Source organism: Nonomuraea sp. NPDC050383, assembly GCF_044459125.1.
Taxonomy (GTDB): Bacteria; Actinomycetota; Actinomycetes; order Streptosporangiales; family Streptosporangiaceae; genus Nonomuraea.
On the sequence record NZ_JBITIP010000002.1, the window covers coordinates 170,577 to 188,437 of the forward strand.

At 74.5% G+C, this 17,861-nt stretch carries 13 protein-coding genes; 6 read left to right on the forward strand and 7 right to left on the reverse strand.

Annotated features, from left to right (window positions below; genetic code table 11):
* Window positions 1-16: 16 nt before the first annotated feature.
* Entirely contained in the window at window positions 17-2,635 is a 2,619-nt protein-coding gene (locus ACIBG4_RS05515; RefSeq protein WP_397201232.1) for a DNA topoisomerase (ATP-hydrolyzing) subunit A, read from the reverse strand.
* Between the two features lie 400 nt (window positions 2,636-3,035).
* On the opposite strand from ACIBG4_RS05515, the gene ACIBG4_RS05520 reads away from it, so the two are divergent.
* Window positions 3,036-3,857 (forward strand): TauD/TfdA family dioxygenase, encoded by an 822-nt coding sequence (locus tag ACIBG4_RS05520; protein ID WP_310711528.1) that lies wholly within the window; start codon window positions 3,036-3,038, stop codon window positions 3,855-3,857.
* Between the two features lie 66 nt (window positions 3,858-3,923).
* Complete coding sequence (locus ACIBG4_RS05525; RefSeq protein ID WP_397200817.1) at window positions 3,924-6,011, forward strand: RecQ family ATP-dependent DNA helicase; 2,088 nt, start codon at window positions 3,924-3,926, stop codon at window positions 6,009-6,011.
* On the opposite strand, the gene ACIBG4_RS05530 is transcribed toward ACIBG4_RS05525, so the two are convergent.
* Together ACIBG4_RS05530 and ACIBG4_RS05535 are read right to left on the reverse strand one after the other, a co-directional pair.
* Window positions 6,008-6,172 (reverse strand): hypothetical protein, encoded by a 165-nt coding sequence (locus ACIBG4_RS05530; protein ID WP_397200818.1) that lies wholly within the window; start codon window positions 6,170-6,172, stop codon window positions 6,008-6,010. The genes ACIBG4_RS05525 and ACIBG4_RS05530 overlap by 4 nt on opposite strands.
* A gap of 153 nt (window positions 6,173-6,325) precedes the next feature.
* Window positions 6,326-7,219 (reverse strand): sugar kinase, encoded by an 894-nt coding sequence (locus ACIBG4_RS05535; protein ID WP_310711525.1) that lies wholly within the window; start codon window positions 7,217-7,219, stop codon window positions 6,326-6,328.
* 179 nt (window positions 7,220-7,398) lie between these two features.
* Between ACIBG4_RS05535 and ACIBG4_RS05540 the strand changes: the two genes are divergently transcribed.
* From ACIBG4_RS05540 to ACIBG4_RS05555, 4 genes are all read left to right on the forward strand, one after another.
* Entirely contained in the window at window positions 7,399-10,023 is a 2,625-nt protein-coding gene (locus ACIBG4_RS05540) for a GNAT family N-acetyltransferase (RefSeq protein ID WP_397200819.1), read from the forward strand.
* Between the two features lie 113 nt (window positions 10,024-10,136).
* Window positions 10,137-10,727, forward strand: a complete 591-nt coding sequence (locus ACIBG4_RS05545) for a DUF5998 family protein (protein WP_310711523.1) — start codon at window positions 10,137-10,139, stop codon at window positions 10,725-10,727.
* 71 nt (window positions 10,728-10,798) lie between these two features.
* Window positions 10,799-11,965, forward strand: a complete 1,167-nt coding sequence (locus tag ACIBG4_RS05550) for an alkaline phosphatase family protein (protein WP_397200820.1) — start codon at window positions 10,799-10,801, stop codon at window positions 11,963-11,965.
* A gap of 40 nt (window positions 11,966-12,005) precedes the next feature.
* Complete coding sequence (locus ACIBG4_RS05555; RefSeq protein ID WP_397200821.1) at window positions 12,006-12,818, forward strand: sulfurtransferase; 813 nt, start codon at window positions 12,006-12,008, stop codon at window positions 12,816-12,818.
* Between the two features lie 14 nt (window positions 12,819-12,832).
* On the opposite strand, the gene ACIBG4_RS05560 is transcribed toward ACIBG4_RS05555, so the two are convergent.
* From ACIBG4_RS05560 to ACIBG4_RS05575, 4 genes are all read right to left on the reverse strand, one after another.
* A complete protein-coding gene (locus ACIBG4_RS05560) occupies window positions 12,833-15,655 on the reverse strand; it encodes a CHAT domain-containing protein (protein WP_397200822.1) in 2,823 nt (940 codons plus the stop codon).
* Window positions 15,652-16,098, reverse strand: coding sequence for a hypothetical protein (locus tag ACIBG4_RS05565; RefSeq protein ID WP_310710792.1), 447 nt, complete (start codon window positions 16,096-16,098; stop codon window positions 15,652-15,654). Before ACIBG4_RS05565 ends, ACIBG4_RS05560 begins: the two co-directional genes overlap by 4 nt.
* A complete protein-coding gene (locus ACIBG4_RS05570; protein WP_310710793.1) occupies window positions 16,095-16,634 on the reverse strand; it encodes a sigma-70 family RNA polymerase sigma factor in 540 nt (179 codons plus the stop codon). Before ACIBG4_RS05570 ends, ACIBG4_RS05565 begins: the two co-directional genes overlap by 4 nt.
* A gap of 73 nt (window positions 16,635-16,707) precedes the next feature.
* Entirely contained in the window at window positions 16,708-17,721 is a 1,014-nt protein-coding gene (locus ACIBG4_RS05575; RefSeq protein WP_397200823.1) for a S8 family peptidase, read from the reverse strand.
* Window positions 17,722-17,861: the final 140 nt, after the last annotated feature.

Consider the following 17,861-nt stretch of genomic DNA (forward strand, 5'->3'; position numbering starts at 1 on the left):
CACCTCCCCGCGCAGGTCAGGTGAGCGGAGCGCGTCCCCGTGGGGGCCGCTGCTCCTCCAGGGGGGTGGAGCCGTTCGGCGCGGGAGGTCCGTCGGCCACCATCGAGGCGTCCAGGGCCACGGAGCCTTCCAGGGGGACCGAGCCGTCGGGAGCCACCGCCGCGGCCGAGGCCGCCGTCACCGGGCCGGTCGCGCCCAGGGCGCCGCCGACCGCGCCGATCGTGTGCGTGAGGCGGACGCCCGAGCCGTCGCGGCGGCCGACCTCTTCGGGCAGCGGGACGGGCTTGCCCGACGACGACACCGCCTTGGCGGGCGCGGGACCGGCCCAGGCCAGCAGCAGCACGTCCTCGCCCTTCAGGAACCGCTGCGCCCGCACGCCGCCCGTGGCCCGCCCCTTGGCGGGGAACTCGGCGTAGTCGGACACCTTGCCGCCGCCCACCTGGGTGCCGGGCAGGGCGGTGGACGACCCGGCGACGGTCACGACCTGGGAGGGACGCTCCGCGTCCACCACGCCGAACCAGATCACCCGGGCCGCCCCGTCGAGCCGGATGCCGGCCATGCCGCCCGCGGGCCGTCCCTGCGGGCGTACCAGCGACGCCTGGAAGCGCAGGAGCTGCGCGTCGGAGGTGATGAACACGAGGTCGTGGTCCTCCGACTCCAGCTCGGCCGCGCCCACCACGGTGTCGCCCTCCTTCAGGGTGATCACCTCGAAGTCGTCGCGGTTGGCCGGATAGTCGGGCACCACCCGCTTGACGACGCCCTGCGCGGTGCCGAGCGCCAGGCCCGGCCCGTCGGGGTCGAGCGCGCCGAGGCCGACCACCGTCTCGTCGGGGCCGAGCGTCACGAAGTCGGACACCGGATGGCCGCCGGACAGCGACGGCGGCGAGGCCGTGGGCGGCAGGATGGGCAGGTCGACGACCTGGACCCGGAGGAGCCGGCCCAGCGACGTGACGAGCCCGATCTCGCCCCGGGCGGACGTACGCACGACCGACACCAGGACGTCGTGGGAGGCCCGCTCGCCCTCCTCCGCCAGCGGTGAGGCGTCGGTGGTGCGGGCCAGCAGGCCGGTGGACGACAGCAGCGCCAGGCACGGCTCGTCGGCCACCTGCAGCTCCACCGTGGCGGTGCGCGGGGTGCCGGACGACTCCAGCAGCACGGTGCGGCGCGGCGTGCCGTACTTCTTGGCCACGTCGGCCAGCTCGGCCGAGACCACCTGGCGCAGCCGCGTCTCCGACGACAGGATGCCGGTCAGCTCGGCGATCTCCTCGGTCAGCGTCTCCTTCTCGCGGTCCAGCTCCAGCTTGTCGTAGCGGGTCAGGCGGCGCAGCGGCGTGTCGAGGATGTACGCGGCCTGGATGTCGGTCAGGTCGAAGACCTCCATGAGGCGGCTGCGCGCCTGCGCGGAGTCGTCGGAGGAGCGGATGACCTGGATGACCTCGTCGATGTTGAGCAGCGCGACGATCAGGCCGTCGACCAGGTGCAGGCGCTCCTCGCGCTTGCGGCGGCGGAACTCGGAGCGGCGGCGCACGACCTCCAGGCGGTGGTCGACGTAGACGCTCAGCAGCTGGCGCAGGCCGAGGGTGCGCGGCTCGCCGTCGACGAGGGCGACGTTGTTGATGCCGAACGTCTCCTCCATCGGCGTGAGCCGGTAGAGCTCCTCCAGCACCGCCTCGGGGATGAAGCCGTTCTTGACCTCGATGACCAGGCGCAGGCCCTTGTGCCGGTCGGTGAGGTCCTTGAGGTCGGCGATGCCCTGGAGCTTCTTGGCGTTGACCAGCTCCTTGATCTTGGCGACGACGCGCTCGGGGCCGACGTTGTACGGCAGCTCGGTGACGACGATGCCCTTGCGGCGCGGGGTGATCTGCTCGACCACGCACTTGGCGCGCATGCGGAACGTGCCGCGGCCGCTCTCGTAGGCGTCGCGGATGCCCTGCAGGCCGATGATCATGCCGCCCGTCGGCAGGTCGGGCCCCGGCACGAAGCGCATGAGGTCGTCGAGCGTCGCGTCCGGCTTCTTGATCAGGTGGCGGGCGGCGGCCACGACCTCGACGAGGTTGTGCGGCGCCATGTTGGTGGCCATGCCGACGGCGATGCCGGTGGTGCCGTTGACCAGCAGGTTGGGGAACGCCGACGGCATGACCGTGGGCTCTGTCTCCTGGCCGTCGTAGTTGGGCTTGAAGTCGACCGTGTCCTCGTCGAGCGACTCGACCATGAGCATCGCGGCCGGCGCGAGGCGGGCCTCGGTGTAACGCATGGCGGCCGGCATGTCGTCGGGGGAGCCGAAGTTGCCGTGGCCGTCCACCAGGGGCAGGCGCATGGAGAACGGCTGCGCCAGCCGGACGACCGCGTCGTAGATCGCGGTGTCGCCGTGCGGGTGGAGCTTGCCCATGACGTCGCCGACGACGCGCGAGGACTTGACGTGCCCGCGGTCGGGGCGCAGGCCCATCTCGCTCATCGAGTAGAGGATGCGCCGCTGCACCGGCTTGAGGCCGTCGCGGGCGTCGGGCAGCGCCCGCTGGTAGATGACCGAGTAGGCGTACTCGAGGAAGCTGGTGCGCATCTCCGAGGACACGTCGATGTCGACGATCCGCTCCTCGAAGTCCTCAGGCGGGGGTGCAGTCGTGCGTCGGGCCATCTTGTGCTGCGCGGCTACCTCGGCCGTCGCGCCGAGGGGGAAGCGCATCCTCCTTCTGTCCTTGTGCTGTAACCGTAGCCGTCGGCTCGATGGAGAAGGGCCGGATCGGCGGGTGCGGTGCCGGCGCGGGGCGCCCTGGTCGCGGTGCGATGACGGCCAGGGGTCCGTGCGGCGGTGCGTGCGGTGGGGGCAAGGGCGTGGTGCGCCCCTGGAGATGATGGCACAGGCGCCTCCCCGCGCCGGTTGGCTGAAGCTTGCCGATGCCAGGCATCGTACCAACACCCGGACGGCTTTTAGCATGCGTGTTCGAGTGCCGCCCGGCGGAGATCGCATACTTGACCAAGCAATTGCTTGGGCGTTACGTTCCGGAAAGGGATACTCCTCGTCTCCGGAGGCGTACATGATCGAGTTTCATCCCGTCACCAGGCACATCGGCGCCGAGGTGACCGGCGTGGACCTGCGCAAGCCGTTGTCCCAGGAGGAGGTCGCGACCCTCCGCGAGGGCTGGCTCAGGCACCTGGTGCTGTTCTTCCGCGACCAGCCCATCGACGACGAGCAGCACCTGCAGTTCGCGCTGAACTTCGGCACGCTCAACCACCCCGCCTTCAAGAAGGACAGCGCCAGCCCCATCCACGTCCTCGACCAGACCGACCCCAAGGGCGAGGGCGGCGACGAGTGGCACAGCGACAACACCTTCGAGCCGACTCCGCCCATGGGCTCGCTCCTGCGCTGCGTCCAGCTCCCCAGCGTCGGCGGCGACACGCTGTGGGCGAACACCTACCTGGCCTACGAGACGCTCTCGCCCTCGCTCCAGCGCCTGTGCGACGAGCTGACGGCGGTGCACGACATCACGATGTCGATGAAGAAGGCCATCTCCAAGGGTCACCCGTTCGACCTGGAGGAGATCCAGGCCAAGTGGCCGCCGATCGAGCGGCCCGTCGTGCGCGTCCACGCCGAGACCGGCCGCAAGGCGCTGTTCGTCAACCGCTCCTCCACCACGCGCCTGGTCGGGCTCACCGACCGCGAGAACGAGGCCCTGCTGCCGCTGCTGCTGGACCACATCCGCTCACCCGAGTACCAGGTGCGGCTGCGCTGGCGCCCCGGCACGCTGGCGTTCTGGGACAACCGGCCCACCCAGCACTACGCGGTGGCCGACTACACGGAGCGCCGGCGGATGCACCGGGTGACCGTCAACGCCTTCCCGGAGCACGCCGACAAGTGACCGCGGCCGGGAGCAGGGCCGGGGCCGGGAACGAAAACGTCGGGGAAACCTGGTAACAAGGAGCACATGACTGAAGCCCCCGACGCGGCGATGCTGCGCGAAGAGGCGGAGAGGCGCCTGCGCGCGCTCGCAGGCGAGCACGCCAGGCTCCGCGACGACCAGTGGGCCGCCATCGAGGCGCTCGTCGTCGACCGGCGGCGGGTCCTCGTGGTCCAGCGCACCGGCTGGGGCAAGTCGGCCGTCTACTTCGTCGCGACGGCCCTGCTGCGCGAGCTGGGCGAGGGCCCGACCGTCATCGTCTCACCCCTGCTCGCTCTCATGCGCAACCAGATCGCCGCCGCGGAGCGGGCCGGCATCAGGGCCGCCACCGTCAACTCCGCCAACCCCGAGGCGTGGGAGGAGATCTACGGCCAGGTCGCCGACGGCATGGTCGACGTGCTGCTGGTGAGTCCCGAGCGGCTCAACAACCCCGACTTCCGCGACAACGTGCTGCCCGAGCTGGCCGAGAGCGCCGGTCTCGTCGTCGTGGACGAGGCGCACTGCATCTCCGACTGGGGACACGACTTCCGGCCCGACTACCGCCGCCTCGCCACGCTGTTCGAGGAGCTGCCGCCGGGTGTGCCCGTCCTCGCCACCACCGCCACGGCCAACGCCCGCGTCACCCGCGACGTCGCCGAGCAGCTCGGCGAGGACACGCTGGTGCTGCGCGGGCCGCTGGAGCGCGAGAGCCTCCACCTGAGCGTCGTGCGCCTGCCCACGGCCGAGCAGCGGCTCGCCTGGCTGGCGCAGACGCTGCGCGAGCTGCCCGGCTCCGGCATCGTCTACACCCTGACCGTCGCCGCCGCCCAGGAGATCGCCGACTACCTGCGCGAGCAGGGCCACGAGGTGGCCGCCTACTCCGGCCAGACCGACCCGGCCGAGCGGCTGGAGGCCGAGGAGGCCCTGCTGGGCAACAAGATCAAGGCCCTGGTCGCCACCAGCGCCCTCGGCATGGGCTTCGACAAGCCCGACCTCGGGTTCGTCGTGCACGTCGGCGCCCCGCAGTCGCCCGTCGCCTACTACCAGCAGGTCGGCCGCGCCGGCCGCGGCGTCGAGCGGGCCGAGGTGATCCTGCTGCCCGGCTCCGAGGACCGCGACATCTGGGCCTACTTCACCTCGCTCGCCTTCCCGCCCGAGCCGGTCGTGCGGGCCACGCTGGCCGCGCTGGAGGAGCGCGGCACGCTGTCCACGCCCGCCCTGGAGACCATCGTCGACCTCGGCCGCAGCCGGCTGGAGATGATGCTCAAGGTCCTCGACGTCGACGGCGCCGTCCGCCGGGTCAAGGGCGGCTGGGAGGCGACCGGCGAGCCGTGGGGGTACGACGCGGAGCGCTACTCCCGCATCGCCGCCGAGCGCCGCGCCGAGCAGGAGGCCATGCTCGGCTACCTCACGACGACCGAGTGCCGCGAGCAGTACCTGCGCCGCCTCCTCGACGACGACACCGCCACTCCCTGCGGCCGCTGCGACAACTGCACCGGCCGGCACCGCTCCGCCGAGATCGCCGCGCCGGCCGTCGAGACCGCCCGCGAGCGGCTGGCCAGGCCCGGCGTCACGGTGGAGGCGCGCCGGCAGTGGCCGACCGGCCTCGACGACCTGTCCGGCCGCATCAAGCCTGACCTCGGCGCCGAGCCGGGCCGGGCGCTCGGGCGGCTCACCGACATCGGCTGGGGCAACCGCCTGCGCGAGCTGCTGGGCGGACCTGACGGGCCGCTGCCCGACGACATGTTCCGGGCCGTGACGCAGGTGCTGGCCGCGTGGGACTGGCGGGAGCGGCCGGTGGCGGTGGTCAGCGTGCCGTCCGCGAGCAGGCCGCTGCTGGTGCGGGGGTTCGCCGAGCGGCTCGCCCAGGTGGGCCGGCTGGCCTACCTCGGCGAGCTGGGCTACCGCTCGGGCTCGCCCGGCCGCCAGTTCAACAGCGCCCAGCGTGTACGCGCGATCCGGGCGACGCTGGCCATGCCCCGTGAGGTGGGCGCGGCGGTGGCCCAGTGCGGCGGCCCGGTGCTGCTGGTGGACGACCGGGTCGACACCGGCTGGACGATGACGCTCGGCGCGGCCCTCGTCCGTCACGCGGGCGCCCCGGCCGTCCTGCCGCTGGCCCTGGCCACCACCTCCTAGACGCGGGGGGCCGGCGTCGCGACCGCCGGCCGTACCGGGGGCTCCTCGCGCGGGCCCTCGGTGCTCACCCGGCGCCCGAGCCACGACCCGTCCGCGTACTCGCCCGCGAGGCACGGCGGCGCGCCCACCCGGCCGGCCTCCGTCACGCGGGTGCCACGCACGGCTGTGCGCCTATCGGGCCGGCCTCCGTCACGCGGGTGCCACGCGCGGCTGTGCGCCCGCCGCGCGGGCCTGCGGCACGCGGGCGGTGCGGAACCTCGCGCCTGACAACAGGATGCTTGCGAGAGATCGCCTGCCGACGACGGCGGACCGCGCTAGAGGCGCGGACGGGCTCCCAGGTACGTGATCGCCTTGGCGGCCAGGCGGCAGCCCGCGGCCAGCGACTCGGCCGGCGGCTTGCCCTCCAGCCACGACGGCAGGAACCCGGCGCTGAACGCGTCACCCGCGCCGGTGCCGTCGATGATGCGGTCGACCGGGTCGGCGGCCGCGTGGACCGGGTCGGGACGGCCGTTGCCGAACCACAGCGCCCCGTCGTCGTTCATCTTGATGACGACCTCGGGGAACCAGGCCGTCAGCACCTTCGCCGCGGCCTCCGGGTCGTCGCGGCCGGTCAGCACCTTGGCCTGCTCGGTGTTGGCGAACAGCAGCTTGGCGCCGCTCGTCCACTCCAGGAACGGCTCGGCGCCCGTGCGCTCCAGCGGCGCCGAGGAGGCGCAGTCGACCGAGATCGACATGCCCGAGTGGTGGGCCATGTCGAGCGCCGCGAGGCCCGCGTCGCGGGAGCCCTCGTTGATCAGCGTGTAGCCCGACAGGTGCAGGTGGCCGCCGCCGTTGAACAGGTCGCGCGGCAGGTCCTCGGGGGACAGCGCGGCGTTGGCGCCGGGGTCGGACAGCATCGTGCGCTCGCCCTTGTGCGTGACGAGCACCACGCAGGTGCCGGTCGGCCGCTCGGGGTCCATGACCAGCCGCGCGTCCACGCCGTAGCCCATGAGCTCCATGTCGCGATTGCGCCCGGTGATGTCGGCGCCGCGGCGGCCGATGAACGCCACCTCGGCACCCTCGACCGCGAGCCACGAGGCGATGTTGGCCCCGGAGCCGCCACCGTGCATGGTCACGATCGCCGGGGTGTCGCTCGCCCTGGCGAGCGCATAACGGGCGCGAGCGACCGCGTCGGTCATGAGATCGCCCACCACGACGACCCGCGTCATGATGTCACCACCTTGCTGCCTTCAGAACGAGCCGGCCACGGCAAAACTTCACCGCAAAACTAACAGCTTCCGGGCGGCCCGTGGGGCGGTCCTCGAACACCGGTCCGCAGTCGATGCACAAGCGTTGCGAACAGGCCCTGAGGTCCTGCGACCCCGGACACGCGATTACCCTCGGGACTGTGCAGGCTCAGTACCCCGCCCATTGGGAGGCCGATGTCGTCCTCGCCGACGGCGGCACGGCCCACGTCCGCCCGATCAGGCCCGCCGACGCCGACCGGCTGCGCGCCTTCTACTCCCGCCTCTCCGACGAGTCGATCTACTTCCGCTTCTTCGGGCCGCGCCCCCGGCTGTCGGACAAGGAGGTGGCCTGGTTCACCACCGTCGACTACGTGGACCGGGTCGCGCTGATCGCCACCATCGGCGCCGAGATGGTGGCCGTCATCCGCTACGACCGGATCGAGCCGGGCGAGGCCGAGGTGGCGTTCCTGGTCGAGGACGCCCATCAGGGCCGCGGGGTCGCCTCGGTGCTGCTGGAGCACCTGGCCGCCACCGCCCGCGAGCGCGGCATCGGCCGGTTCGTCGCCGACGTGCTGCCCGCGAACATGAAGATGATGGGCGTCCTGCGCCAGGCCGGCTACACCGGGGAGAGCAGCTTCGCCGACGGCGTGGTCCGCATGACCCTCGACCTCACCCCCACCGAGACCTCGGCCGAGGTGACGGCCTCGCGCGAGCACCGGGCCGAGGCCCGCTCGATCGCCCGGCTGCTCACGCCCGGCTCCGTGGCGGTGATCGGCGCCTCCCGCGAGCCGGGCGGCGTCGGCCAGGCCGTGCTGCGCAACCTGCTGGCCGCCGACTTCACCGGCCCCGTCTACCCGGTCCACCGCGAGGTGCGGGCCGTGGCCGGGGTGCGCGCCTACCCGAGCGTGTCCGCCATCGACGACGACGTGGACCTCGCCGTGGTCGCCGTACCCGCCGAGAGCGTGGCCGACGTGGTCAAGGAGTGCGCGGAGAAGGGCGTCCACGGGCTCGTCGTGGTGTCGTCCGGGTTCGGCGAGACCGGCGAGGAGGGCCGGGGCCGTCAGGACGAGCTGGCGCGCATCGCCCGCTCCTACGGTCTGCGCGTGGTCGGGCCCAACTGCCTGGGCATCGCCAACACCGACCCGGCCGTGCGCCTCAACGCCACGCTCGCGGCCACCGTGCCCGGGCGGGGCCGGGTGGGGTTCTTCAGCCAGTCGGGCGCGCTCGGCACCGCCCTGCTCCAGCGGGTGGCGCAGCGCGGCATGGGCATCTCGTCGTTCGTCTCGGCGGGCAACCGGGCCGACGTGTCCGGCAACGACCTGCTCCAGTACTGGGAGGAGGACGCCGCGACCGAGGTGATCCTGCTCTACCTGGAGTCCCTGGGCAACCCGCGCAAGTTCACCCGGCTGGCGCGGCGGATCTCGCGCAGCAAGCCGATCGTAGTGGTCAAGAGCGGCGGCACGCCGGCCGGGCACTCGGCGCGCGAGCTGCGGCTGCCCGACTCGGCGATCAGCTCGCTGTTCGAGCAGGCCGGCCTGATCCGGGTGGACGACCTCATCCAGCTGTTCGACGTGGGGCAGCTGCTGGCCTACCAGCCGCTGCCCGCCGGGCCGCGCGTCGGCCTGGTCACCAACTCCGACGCGCTGGGGCTGCTGGCCGCCGACGCGTGCGTCGCCGCCGGACTGTCGCCCCGGCCGCCCGCGAACCTGGGCGCCACGGCCGGTGCCGCGGAGTTCGGCGAGGCACTGGCGGGCCAGCTCGCCTCGTCCGACGTGGACGCCGCCGTCGTCATCTACATGCCGCCGATCCCGGGTGCGGGGGAGGAGGTGGCGGCCGAGCTGTTGCGGGTCTCCAAGGGGTCCGGGAAGCCGGTGCTGGCCACGTTCGAGGGGCATCTCGGGATGCACCCGGCGCTCTGGGCCGGGGCCGTGCCGTCGCGCGGCTCCATCCCGTCGTACGCGGCGCCGGAGGAGGCGGTGCGGGCCCTGGCCCACGTCGTGCGGTACGCCACCTGGCGGGCCCGGCCGGTGACGCCCCCGCCGGAGCTGGACGTCGACACGGGCCGCGCCCGCGACCTCGTCGTGCGCGCCCTCACCCCGCCGCCCGCCGTCGACGGGGCGCCGGTCGAGGTGGACGCCGCCGAGCTGCTGTCCTGTTACGGCCTCGACGTGTGGCCCGCCGAGGTGGTGCGCTCACCGGACGAGGCGGCCGAGGCCGCCGGGCGGCTGGGCTGGCCGGTGGTGCTCAAGGTCGCCGACCCCGACGCCTCCCGCCGGGCCGGCACCGTACGGCTCGGCCTGGGCAACCCCGACGCCGTGCGGCACGCGTACACCGAGTTCGCCGGCCGCCTCGGTGAGGGCACGGAGCTGGCCGTGCAGCGCATGGCGCCCCAGCCCGCCGTGCCGACCGTGGTGGGCGTCGTCGAGGACCAGGCGTTCGGGCCGGTCGTGTCGTTCGGGCTGGGCGAGGTGACCGCGCGGCTCCTGCTCGACCAGGGGTTCCGGCCGGCGCCGCTCACCGGGGAGGACGCCGCCGCGCTGGTGCGGTCGGTGCGGGCCGCGCCGCTGCTGTTCGGCGAGTACGGCTACCCGCCCGTGGCGGTCGCCGCCCTGGAGGAGCTGCTGGTGCGGGTCGGGCGGCTGGCCGGAGACCTGCCGGAGCTGGCCCGCCTGGACCTCGACCAGGTGCTGGTGGGGGAGTCGGGCGTCATCGTCCTCGGCGCCCGCGCCACCGTCCGCACGCCGCCGGGCCCGCGCCTCGACGGAGGGCCGCGCCGACTGGCCTGACGGCTCACCGGTGGCCCGGAGGGGGCGTTCCGGGCACCCGTACGACATGAGACGTTATAGAGCGTTATGTGCGGCGGGTGAGGGTGGCGCGTCATCCTGGCAGGATGGACCCCATGAGGGAAACCCGAGTCTCAGCCGCGGGCCTGCGCGAAGCGATCGAGCGCAGCGGCTACTACCCCGACCTCGTCACCGATGCGGTCGAATCCGCGCTGGGCAAGGAGGCCGTGACCGCGTTCGTGGTGCACCACGAGGCGACGTTCGACCCCGCCATGGAGGTGCGCAGGCACGTCACCGTCCTGGTGCTGACCGGGACGAGGCTGCTGGTGTGCCACACGGACGAGCACCCGGCCGTCGAGGGCGTGTCGGCCTCGCACGCCTCCACCACCACCGAGGCCGTGCGCCTCAGCCGCATCCAGTCCGTCGCGGTCACCCGCGTCGTCCCCGACCCCGCCTCCTACGCCCCGGGCGTCCCCCCGACCGAGGCCACGCTCACGATCGGCTGGGGCGCCATCGCCCACGTCGACCTGGAGCCCGCCACCTGCGGCGACGAGAACTGCGAGGCCGACCACGGCTACACCGGCGCCATCACCGCCGACGACCTGTCGCTGCGCGTCAGCGAGGCCGCCGACGGGCCCGAGGCGGTCACCCATGTGCTCGCCTTCGCCAAGGCCCTGTCGGAGGCCACGGCACGCGCCGCCTCCTGACCCGCCCCGGGTCTCGTCCGCGCCCGCGCGGAAGCCTCGGAACGGCCCGGCCACGCGGCTAAGCTCGGAGGATGGCCGACACCGCCCCGTTGATCCCCGCGTACGGCGGATCGTCACTGGCGGACCTGCCGCGCGCGCTGCTGGCCGCCCTCGGCGTCGGCGAGGCGGCAGGCGAGCCGGGATCGTTGGGGATCGAGCCCGCCCGCTCCGTCTGCGTGCTGCTGGTCGACGGACTCGGGGCCGAGGCGCTGCGCGCCCACGCGGGCGCGGCGCCGTTCCTGACACGCGGCATGCGCCCGCCGGCCGGAACGGCACCCGGAGCCCCGGGGCTGACCGCCGGGTTCCCCGCCACCACCGTCACGAGCCTGTGCTCCCTCGGCACCGGCCTGCCGCCCGGCGAGCACGGCATGATGGGCCTGATCCTGGCCGTGCCGGGCACCGGCCTGCTGTTCAACTGCCTGCGCTGGACCCTGCCCGACGGCCTGGTCATGGATCCGCGCCGCTGGCAGCCCGCCCCCACCGTGTTCGAGCGGGCGCGGGCGGCGGGCGTCACGGCCGCGTACGTGGCGCCGGGCGAGTACGCCGGCACCGGCCTGAGCGAGGCCGTCTACCGGGGAGTGCGCCACCTCGCCGCCGGCACCGTGGACGAGCGCGTCGAGCGGGCCCGCGAGGCCCTGCGCGAGCCGCCCGCGTACGTGACCGTGTACTACGGCGACCTCGACTCCGCCGGCCACGACACGGGCTGGGGCGGCGAGGAGTGGCTGCGGCAGCTCACGATCGTCGACCGGCTCGCCGAGCGGCTGGCCGAGGCCCTGCCGGACGGCTGCGCCATGTACGTCACCGCCGACCACGGCATGGTCAACGCCACCGGCAAGCTCGACGTGGAGGCCGATCCGGCGCTGCGTGACGGGGTGGCCCTGCTGGGCGGCGAGGCGCGGGCCCGCCACGTGTACGCCGAGGAGGGGGCCGCCGCGGACGTGCTCGCCGCGTGGCGCGACACGCTGGCCGGCCGGGCCTGGGTGGTGACGCGCGAGGAGGCGGTCGAGGCCGGCTGGTTCGGGCCCGCCGTACGGGCCGAGTGGCTGCCGCGCCTCGGCGACGTCTTGGCCGTGCCGTACGACGGCCTGGCCCTCGTCGCCTCCGGCGCCCACCCGCGCGAGGCCGCCTTCACCGGCTACCACGGCTCGATGACGGCCGCCGAGCAGTACGTGCCGCTGCTGGAGGCGAGCACCCGTTGACCCGTCCCGAGAGCGGGACGCCCGACCATGAGGAGCCGAGATGAGCCCGCTGATCACCCCTGCCGAACTCGCCGCACTCGACGGCGTGACCGTGCTCGACGTCCGCTCGCGGATCGGCGGGCCGCCCGGGATCGAGCTGTACCGCAAGGGGCACCTGCCGGGCGCCGTCTACTGCGACGTGGACGCCGACCTCGCCGCCGCGCCCGGACCGGACGGACGGCACCCGCTGCCGGATGCCCCCCTCTTCGAGAGCGCGATGCGCCGGCTCGGCGTCCGCGACGCGCGGCCGGTCGTCGTGTACGACGACGCGAGCTCGACCATCGCGGCGCGTGCCTGGTGGACGCTGCGGTACTTCGGCCACCAGGACGTCCGGGTGCTCGACGGCGGCCTGCCCGCGTGGGTCGCGGCGGGGCTGCCCACGGTGACCGAGGCCCCGGAGGCGGAGCCGGGCGACTTCACCGCCAAGCCCGGCGGCATGCCGATGCTGACGACCGAGGAGGCCGCGGCGCTCGCCACGGAGGGGGTGCTGCTCGACGCCAGGGCCGCCGAGCGCTACCGGGGCGAGACCGAGCCGATCGATCCCGTGGCCGGGCACATCCCGGGCGCCGTGTCCGCTCCGACGGTCGCGAACGTGGGCCCCGACGGCCGGTTCCTGGCTCCGGGGGAGCTGCGGGAGCGGTTCGCGGGACTCGGCGTGCGCGAGGGCGTGCGGGCCGGGGCCTACTGCGGGTCGGGGGTGACGGCCGCGCACCAGGTGCTGGCCATGGAGCTGGCCGGGCTGCCGTCGTCGCTGTACGTCGGCTCGTGGTCCAACTGGATCGCCGACCCCTCCCGGCCGATCGCGACGGGCTGACCGTTCTCCGGCTGTCAGGCGGTGGGGGTGACAGGGCGGTGGCCGGCGCCGAAGCAGGCGAAGCCGGTCACCTCCGTCTTGGCCGAGGCCGCCGCCAGGGCCGTCGCGGGCGGCTCGCCCTGGGCCAGCAGCTCGTGGAAGAGCGTCATGACGGACAGCGCGTCGTCGTCGCGCACCGGCACCATCCCGGCGACGACGCAGGCCGTACCCCTGGCCAGGAAGGCACCGGCCAGCCCCAGCGGCGCCCCCTCGGCCGGGGCGCGGGCCATCCCGGAGTCGCACGCCGACAGCACCACGAGCCCCGGCGAGCTGGGCAGCCGCAGCAGGTCGTACGCCATGAGCGGGCCGTCGTCGAGCGTGATGGACGACAGCAGCGGGCTGCGCGCGTGGAACACCCCGTGCGCCGCCAGGTGCAGCACGTCGGCGGAGACCAGCGCCTCCATCACCGGCCCGCCGCGCGCCGGCACCTCCCGCCCGCGCGGATGCCCGGCCACCACGCGGCCGACCTCGGCCCGTGCGTGCGCCGGCCCGGGTCCCGCGGCGGCCGCCACCACGGGCGGACCGGCCGGGACGGGTGCGCGCCGCCCGGCCGCGAGCCAGGCCGACGCGCTCGCGGCCACGCTCACGGGACGCCCGCGCAGGTCCGGCAGGGCGGCCCACGGCACGGTGTGCAGCGGCCCGGCGGGCACCACCACCAGCGGCCGATCGCCCACGTCCGCCTCGACCGGCCGAAACAGCAGCCGCCCGACCTCCCGCGCCGCCTCCCACACCGGATCACCCGGACCGTGGGCCGGACGGTCCAGGGCCGGCCGGTTCGCGGGCGGCCCGTCGCCGAGGGTGTGACGGCGCAGGGCGTAGCGCAGGTGGATGACCGCCTCCGCGACCTCCTCCAGGCCGCCCAGCCGCCGCACCACCGCCTGCTCCTCGGTCACCACCACGGCCACCAGCGACCCCCCGACCGCCACGAACTCCACCAGCGCCATGCCGTGCCGCCCCACCCCACAGGGCGCCGTCCCACCCTCCCGGGCCGCGTCCTGCGCCGCCCCACCAGTCCTGCCTGCACCCGGCGCCGTTCCACACCGCCGGCCCCCGTCCGGCGACGCCTCGCTCAGCGCGGCGCGCACCTCGTCCAGGTCCGCCACGTGCGGCGGGGGCGCGGCCACGGCCCGCCAGCGCTCGGCCCAGGCGAACACCTCGGCCGCGTCCCGGTCGCGGACCGCCAGCCGCAGCCCCAGCCCGGCCAGCCGCTCACCGGCCCGTGCCATGTGCGCCCGCAGCGCCGGGTCGTCGAACGCGCCGGCCTGACTCCCGACCTCGGCCAGCCCGTCACGGGCGGCACGGAGCGCGGCGGCGGTGTCGCCCCGCAGCTCCGCCTCCAGCGCCATGGCGTGCCCCAGCACCGGCCCCGGCACCCGCCGCACCACGGGTGCCTCGGGCGCACGGACCAGCTCCTGCAGGGCGGGCGGCAGGGACGCCACCTTGGCAGGCGTCACACCCGGTCCCCGTGCCTGGCCGGGTCCGTGATCGGCAGCCCCCGCCTCCGAGCCCGCGCGCGCCGCCGAGCCGCCCGCCGCGCTGCCCGGCACGGCCGGCGATGCGTCACCGGGCACGGTCGTCAGGTGGGTGAGCTGGGTGAGGGCCGTCGGGCGGTCGTCCAGGGCGAGGGCGACCTCGGCCGCCTCCAGGCGGAGGGCGGCGGCGCCCGCCTGGTGGGCGGGGTCGCGTTCCAGCTCGCCGGCGCAGGCCACCAGGGCGGCCAGCAGCTCGGGCGCCGGACCGTCCAGGGCCAGGCGGGCACGCAGGACCACCTCACGGGCGAGCGGCAGCCAGGAGCGCCTGCCCTGCGCCTCCAGGTCGCGGGCCGCCCGCTCGGCGACCGCCAGGGCCCGCCGTGCGTCACCGGTCAGCAGCTCCGCCCTGGCCAGCTTCAGCCGGGCGTCCGCCAGCGCGACGTGTGCCCCGGACGCCTCCAGGTCGGGTACGGCCCGGCTGAGCAGCTCTCTGGCCTCGCCGGGCTGCTGGGCGGCCAGCAGGGCGCCCGCGAAGTCGGCCCGCATCGTGGCCAGCCGCTCGGGGAAGCCGAACAGGGCGTCCTCGGCCGCCCGGTAGTGGCCGAACGCGCCGGCCACGTCGCCCCGTCGTACGGCCACGAAGGGCAGGTTGGCGGCGGCCAGGCGCGCGAGGTGGTCGAGCCCGGCGTGCCGGGCGAGCTCCAGGCAGGCGGTGACGTCGTCCATGGCGGCGTCCCAGTCGCCGCGGAAGGCGTGGACCAGCCCGCGGTTGAGCAGCCCTCCGGCCAGGAACCTGTGGTCGTCGACGGTGCCCGGCGCCGCCGCCAGGACCTGTACGGCGCGGTCGCAGGCGGCCACGGCCTCCTGGTAGCGGCCGAGATGGGCCAGGGCCACGGCGCGCTGGGTGTCGAGCTTGGCCCGGTCGAGAGGCGACAGGGCCGGCCAGGCCAGGGCCGCGATGCGCAGGGCCTGGAGGGGATGGCCGCGCTCGGTGCGTACCGTGACCAGCGACAGCCGGGCCTGGGCCGGCCGCTCGGGCGGCGCGCCGGGTGTGGCGACGGCGCGCCGCAGGTGGCGCTCGGCGGCCTCGAGGTCGCCGAGCTCCCGCGCGGCCAGGCCCATCGCCCTGAGCGCCACGACGGCCGCCTCAGCCACGCCCCGCGCCTCGGCGGCCGACAGGACGGCCCGGGCGGCGAGCATGGCCTGCCGGGGGTCGACGACCGAGCGCAGCACCGCCGCCTCGGCCGCCTCCACCAGCCCGCCCGTCACCAGCCCAGCCGCCATCAGGCGGGAGACGCGGGGGATGCCGGGGCGTGCGGACGTCACGGTCGGATGCGCACCCACCTCGTCTGGACGGGGGAATGCCCGGGCCGGTGGCAGACCACGCTGAGCCAGCCCGGAGGCAGGCCCGTGGCCGCGAAGTGGCCGGTGCCGGCCAGGCGTCTGGTCAGCGTCAGATGAGGGGTGCGGACGTCGACATGGCTGCCCTCTCCGGGATGCGGGACGATCTGTCCCGCCACGTCGATGAGTCCGTCGCCCACGGTCACCTCCAAGTCGAAGGTCAGGCCCGCCGCGACGAAGCGGACCAGCTGGCAGCCGTCCGAGCTGCGTACCTCGCGTGAGGCGGAGCACTCGGCCGGGACGGCGGTCACCGCTTGGGGGACCCGGAGCCCGTAGGCGTCGCGGGCGGCAGCGGAGACATGTTCTGGGAGCGGATCGTGCCCGGCGGCCAAACGGAGCGCCGCCAGGAAGTACTCTTCGTTGATCATTGCACCGTCTCCTGTAGGTGGATCAGAGTGCGCAGTCTTTCCAGGCACCGCGTTCTGGTAGGACCCACGCTGCCTATGGGCACGCCCAGTCGCACCGCCACCTGCTGGCTCTTGTGGTTCGTCGCTACCAGCTGGAGGAGGGTGCGGCATGGCTCGTGCAGGCTGGAGACCGCCTTCCAGAGCCGGCGGCTGCTGTCGGCCTCCAGGACGGCCGCCGCCGGATCAGGCTCGCCGGGCACGACCTCGGGGAGGGGAACGCCGGGGCGCTCCTTCCTGAGGATCAGCATCGCCTCACGACGGGTGGTCGTGGCCAGCCATGCGCCTATGCCCGATGGTTCCCTGATGGTGTGCAGATGCTCCAGCAGCCGCAGCCACGCTCCCTGGACCGCGTCCGCCGCATCCGCTTCGCTCAAGCCGCAGGCCCGGGCCACCGCCCACATTCGTGGCCCATACCTGCATTCGAGCGTGTCCCAGGCCGTCTGGTCGTCGTCGGCCGCTGCTTCGAGCAACTCGCCTGCGTGCCGTGGCTCGTGCATGCGGCCTCCTTCGCCCGCCCTACGAGGAGGCCACGCTGCCTCCCCGTAACTGGCCGAGGACTGAGCGTAAACTCTACAGACTCGACGGGACGAGAGACCCTAGATCAGGGATTTGCCTGGCCGTCGCGGGATCGAGCACCCGCTCGGCCGCCCGGCCCACCGGCAGCTCCCGCGCGGCGTCGGCGATGGCGCCCGCCACCAGGGCGGCGGCGAAGGACGTGCCACTCCACGCCGCGTACCCGTCGAACTCCCCGACCTCCAGATAGCTGCTGGTCAGCCACTCGCCGCGGGCACACGCGTCGACCCAGGTGCCGTGCGCGGAGAACGGCGCCCGCCGCTGCTCGGACGCGTCCACCGCGCCGACCGCCACGACCCCCTGCAGCGCCGCCGGCCAGAACGGCCGGTCGCCGGCCGTGTTGCCCGCGCAGGCCACCTTGACCGTGTCGGGCAGCCCTCTGAGCGCGTCGGCCAGCAGGGGAGGCGGGCGGTCGTCGAAGGTGTGGCAGCCGAAGGACAGGTTGATCACCTGGGGCGCCCGCTCGCGCATCCGGTTCAGCGCCCGGATCACGGTCGCCTCGTCACCGAGGCCGTCGCCGTCGAGGACCCGCCGCACGCACAGCGACACGCCCGGGGCGCGGCGCAGGAGGAGACCGGCGAGGAACGTGCCATGACCCGCCTGCGGACCGTCGGCGGCGTCCCCGTCGTCGCGGCCGAGATCGCCGTACCAGCCGCTGGACTCCCACCACGGGTGCTTGGTGACGCCCGTGTCGAGCAGGCCCACCAGCACGGACGAGCGGCCCCTGGCGGGCCGGTGCGGGGCCGGGCGCACCGGGAACGGCCGGGACGCCGGGCCGCCGAAGAACAGCGGCTGGCCGGTGACCACGTGGTTGGGCGAGGCCCGGAAGCCGCGATCTCGCAGGTCCCGGGTGATCTCGCAGGCGTCGACGCCGCGCGACAGGTGGATCACACAGACGCCGTCGCCTTCGGAGACCGCCTGCGTCCAGCGGGCCACGGCGGACAGGGCGCTGCGGTCGGTCATCACCTGACCTGGCCGGATGAGCGCCTCGCCGACATATTCGATGTCCATGAGCGGGTATCTATCCCCGTCGCACCCCGCTGTCACGTGCCACAGCCGCAACAACTTGGTATGGGCCCCCTCTGGTGCCTGATCGCGACCGACGGTAGTCTCTCCCTAGTCACTTGTGATCATCCCAGGACGAGGCCGTT

Coding starts and splice junctions, on each gene's coding strand:
- ACIBG4_RS05515 (WP_397201232.1), bottom strand. CDS start 2,635: ATGGCCCGACGCACGACTGCACCCCCGCCTGAGGACTTCGAGGAGCGG.
- ACIBG4_RS05520 (WP_310711528.1), top strand. CDS start 3,036: ATGATCGAGTTTCATCCCGTCACCAGGCACATCGGCGCCGAGGTGACC.
- ACIBG4_RS05525 (WP_397200817.1), top strand. CDS start 3,924: ATGACTGAAGCCCCCGACGCGGCGATGCTGCGCGAAGAGGCGGAGAGG.
- ACIBG4_RS05535 (WP_310711525.1), bottom strand. CDS start 7,219: ATGACGCGGGTCGTCGTGGTGGGCGATCTCATGACCGACGCGGTCGCT.
- ACIBG4_RS05545 (WP_310711523.1), top strand. CDS start 10,137: ATGAGGGAAACCCGAGTCTCAGCCGCGGGCCTGCGCGAAGCGATCGAG.
- ACIBG4_RS05550 (WP_397200820.1), top strand. CDS start 10,799: ATGGCCGACACCGCCCCGTTGATCCCCGCGTACGGCGGATCGTCACTG.
- ACIBG4_RS05555 (WP_397200821.1), top strand. CDS start 12,006: ATGAGCCCGCTGATCACCCCTGCCGAACTCGCCGCACTCGACGGCGTG.
- ACIBG4_RS05565 (WP_310710792.1), bottom strand. CDS start 16,098: ATGATCAACGAAGAGTACTTCCTGGCGGCGCTCCGTTTGGCCGCCGGG.
- ACIBG4_RS05570 (WP_310710793.1), bottom strand. CDS start 16,634: ATGCACGAGCCACGGCACGCAGGCGAGTTGCTCGAAGCAGCGGCCGAC.
- ACIBG4_RS05575 (WP_397200823.1), bottom strand. CDS start 17,721: ATGGACATCGAATATGTCGGCGAGGCGCTCATCCGGCCAGGTCAGGTG.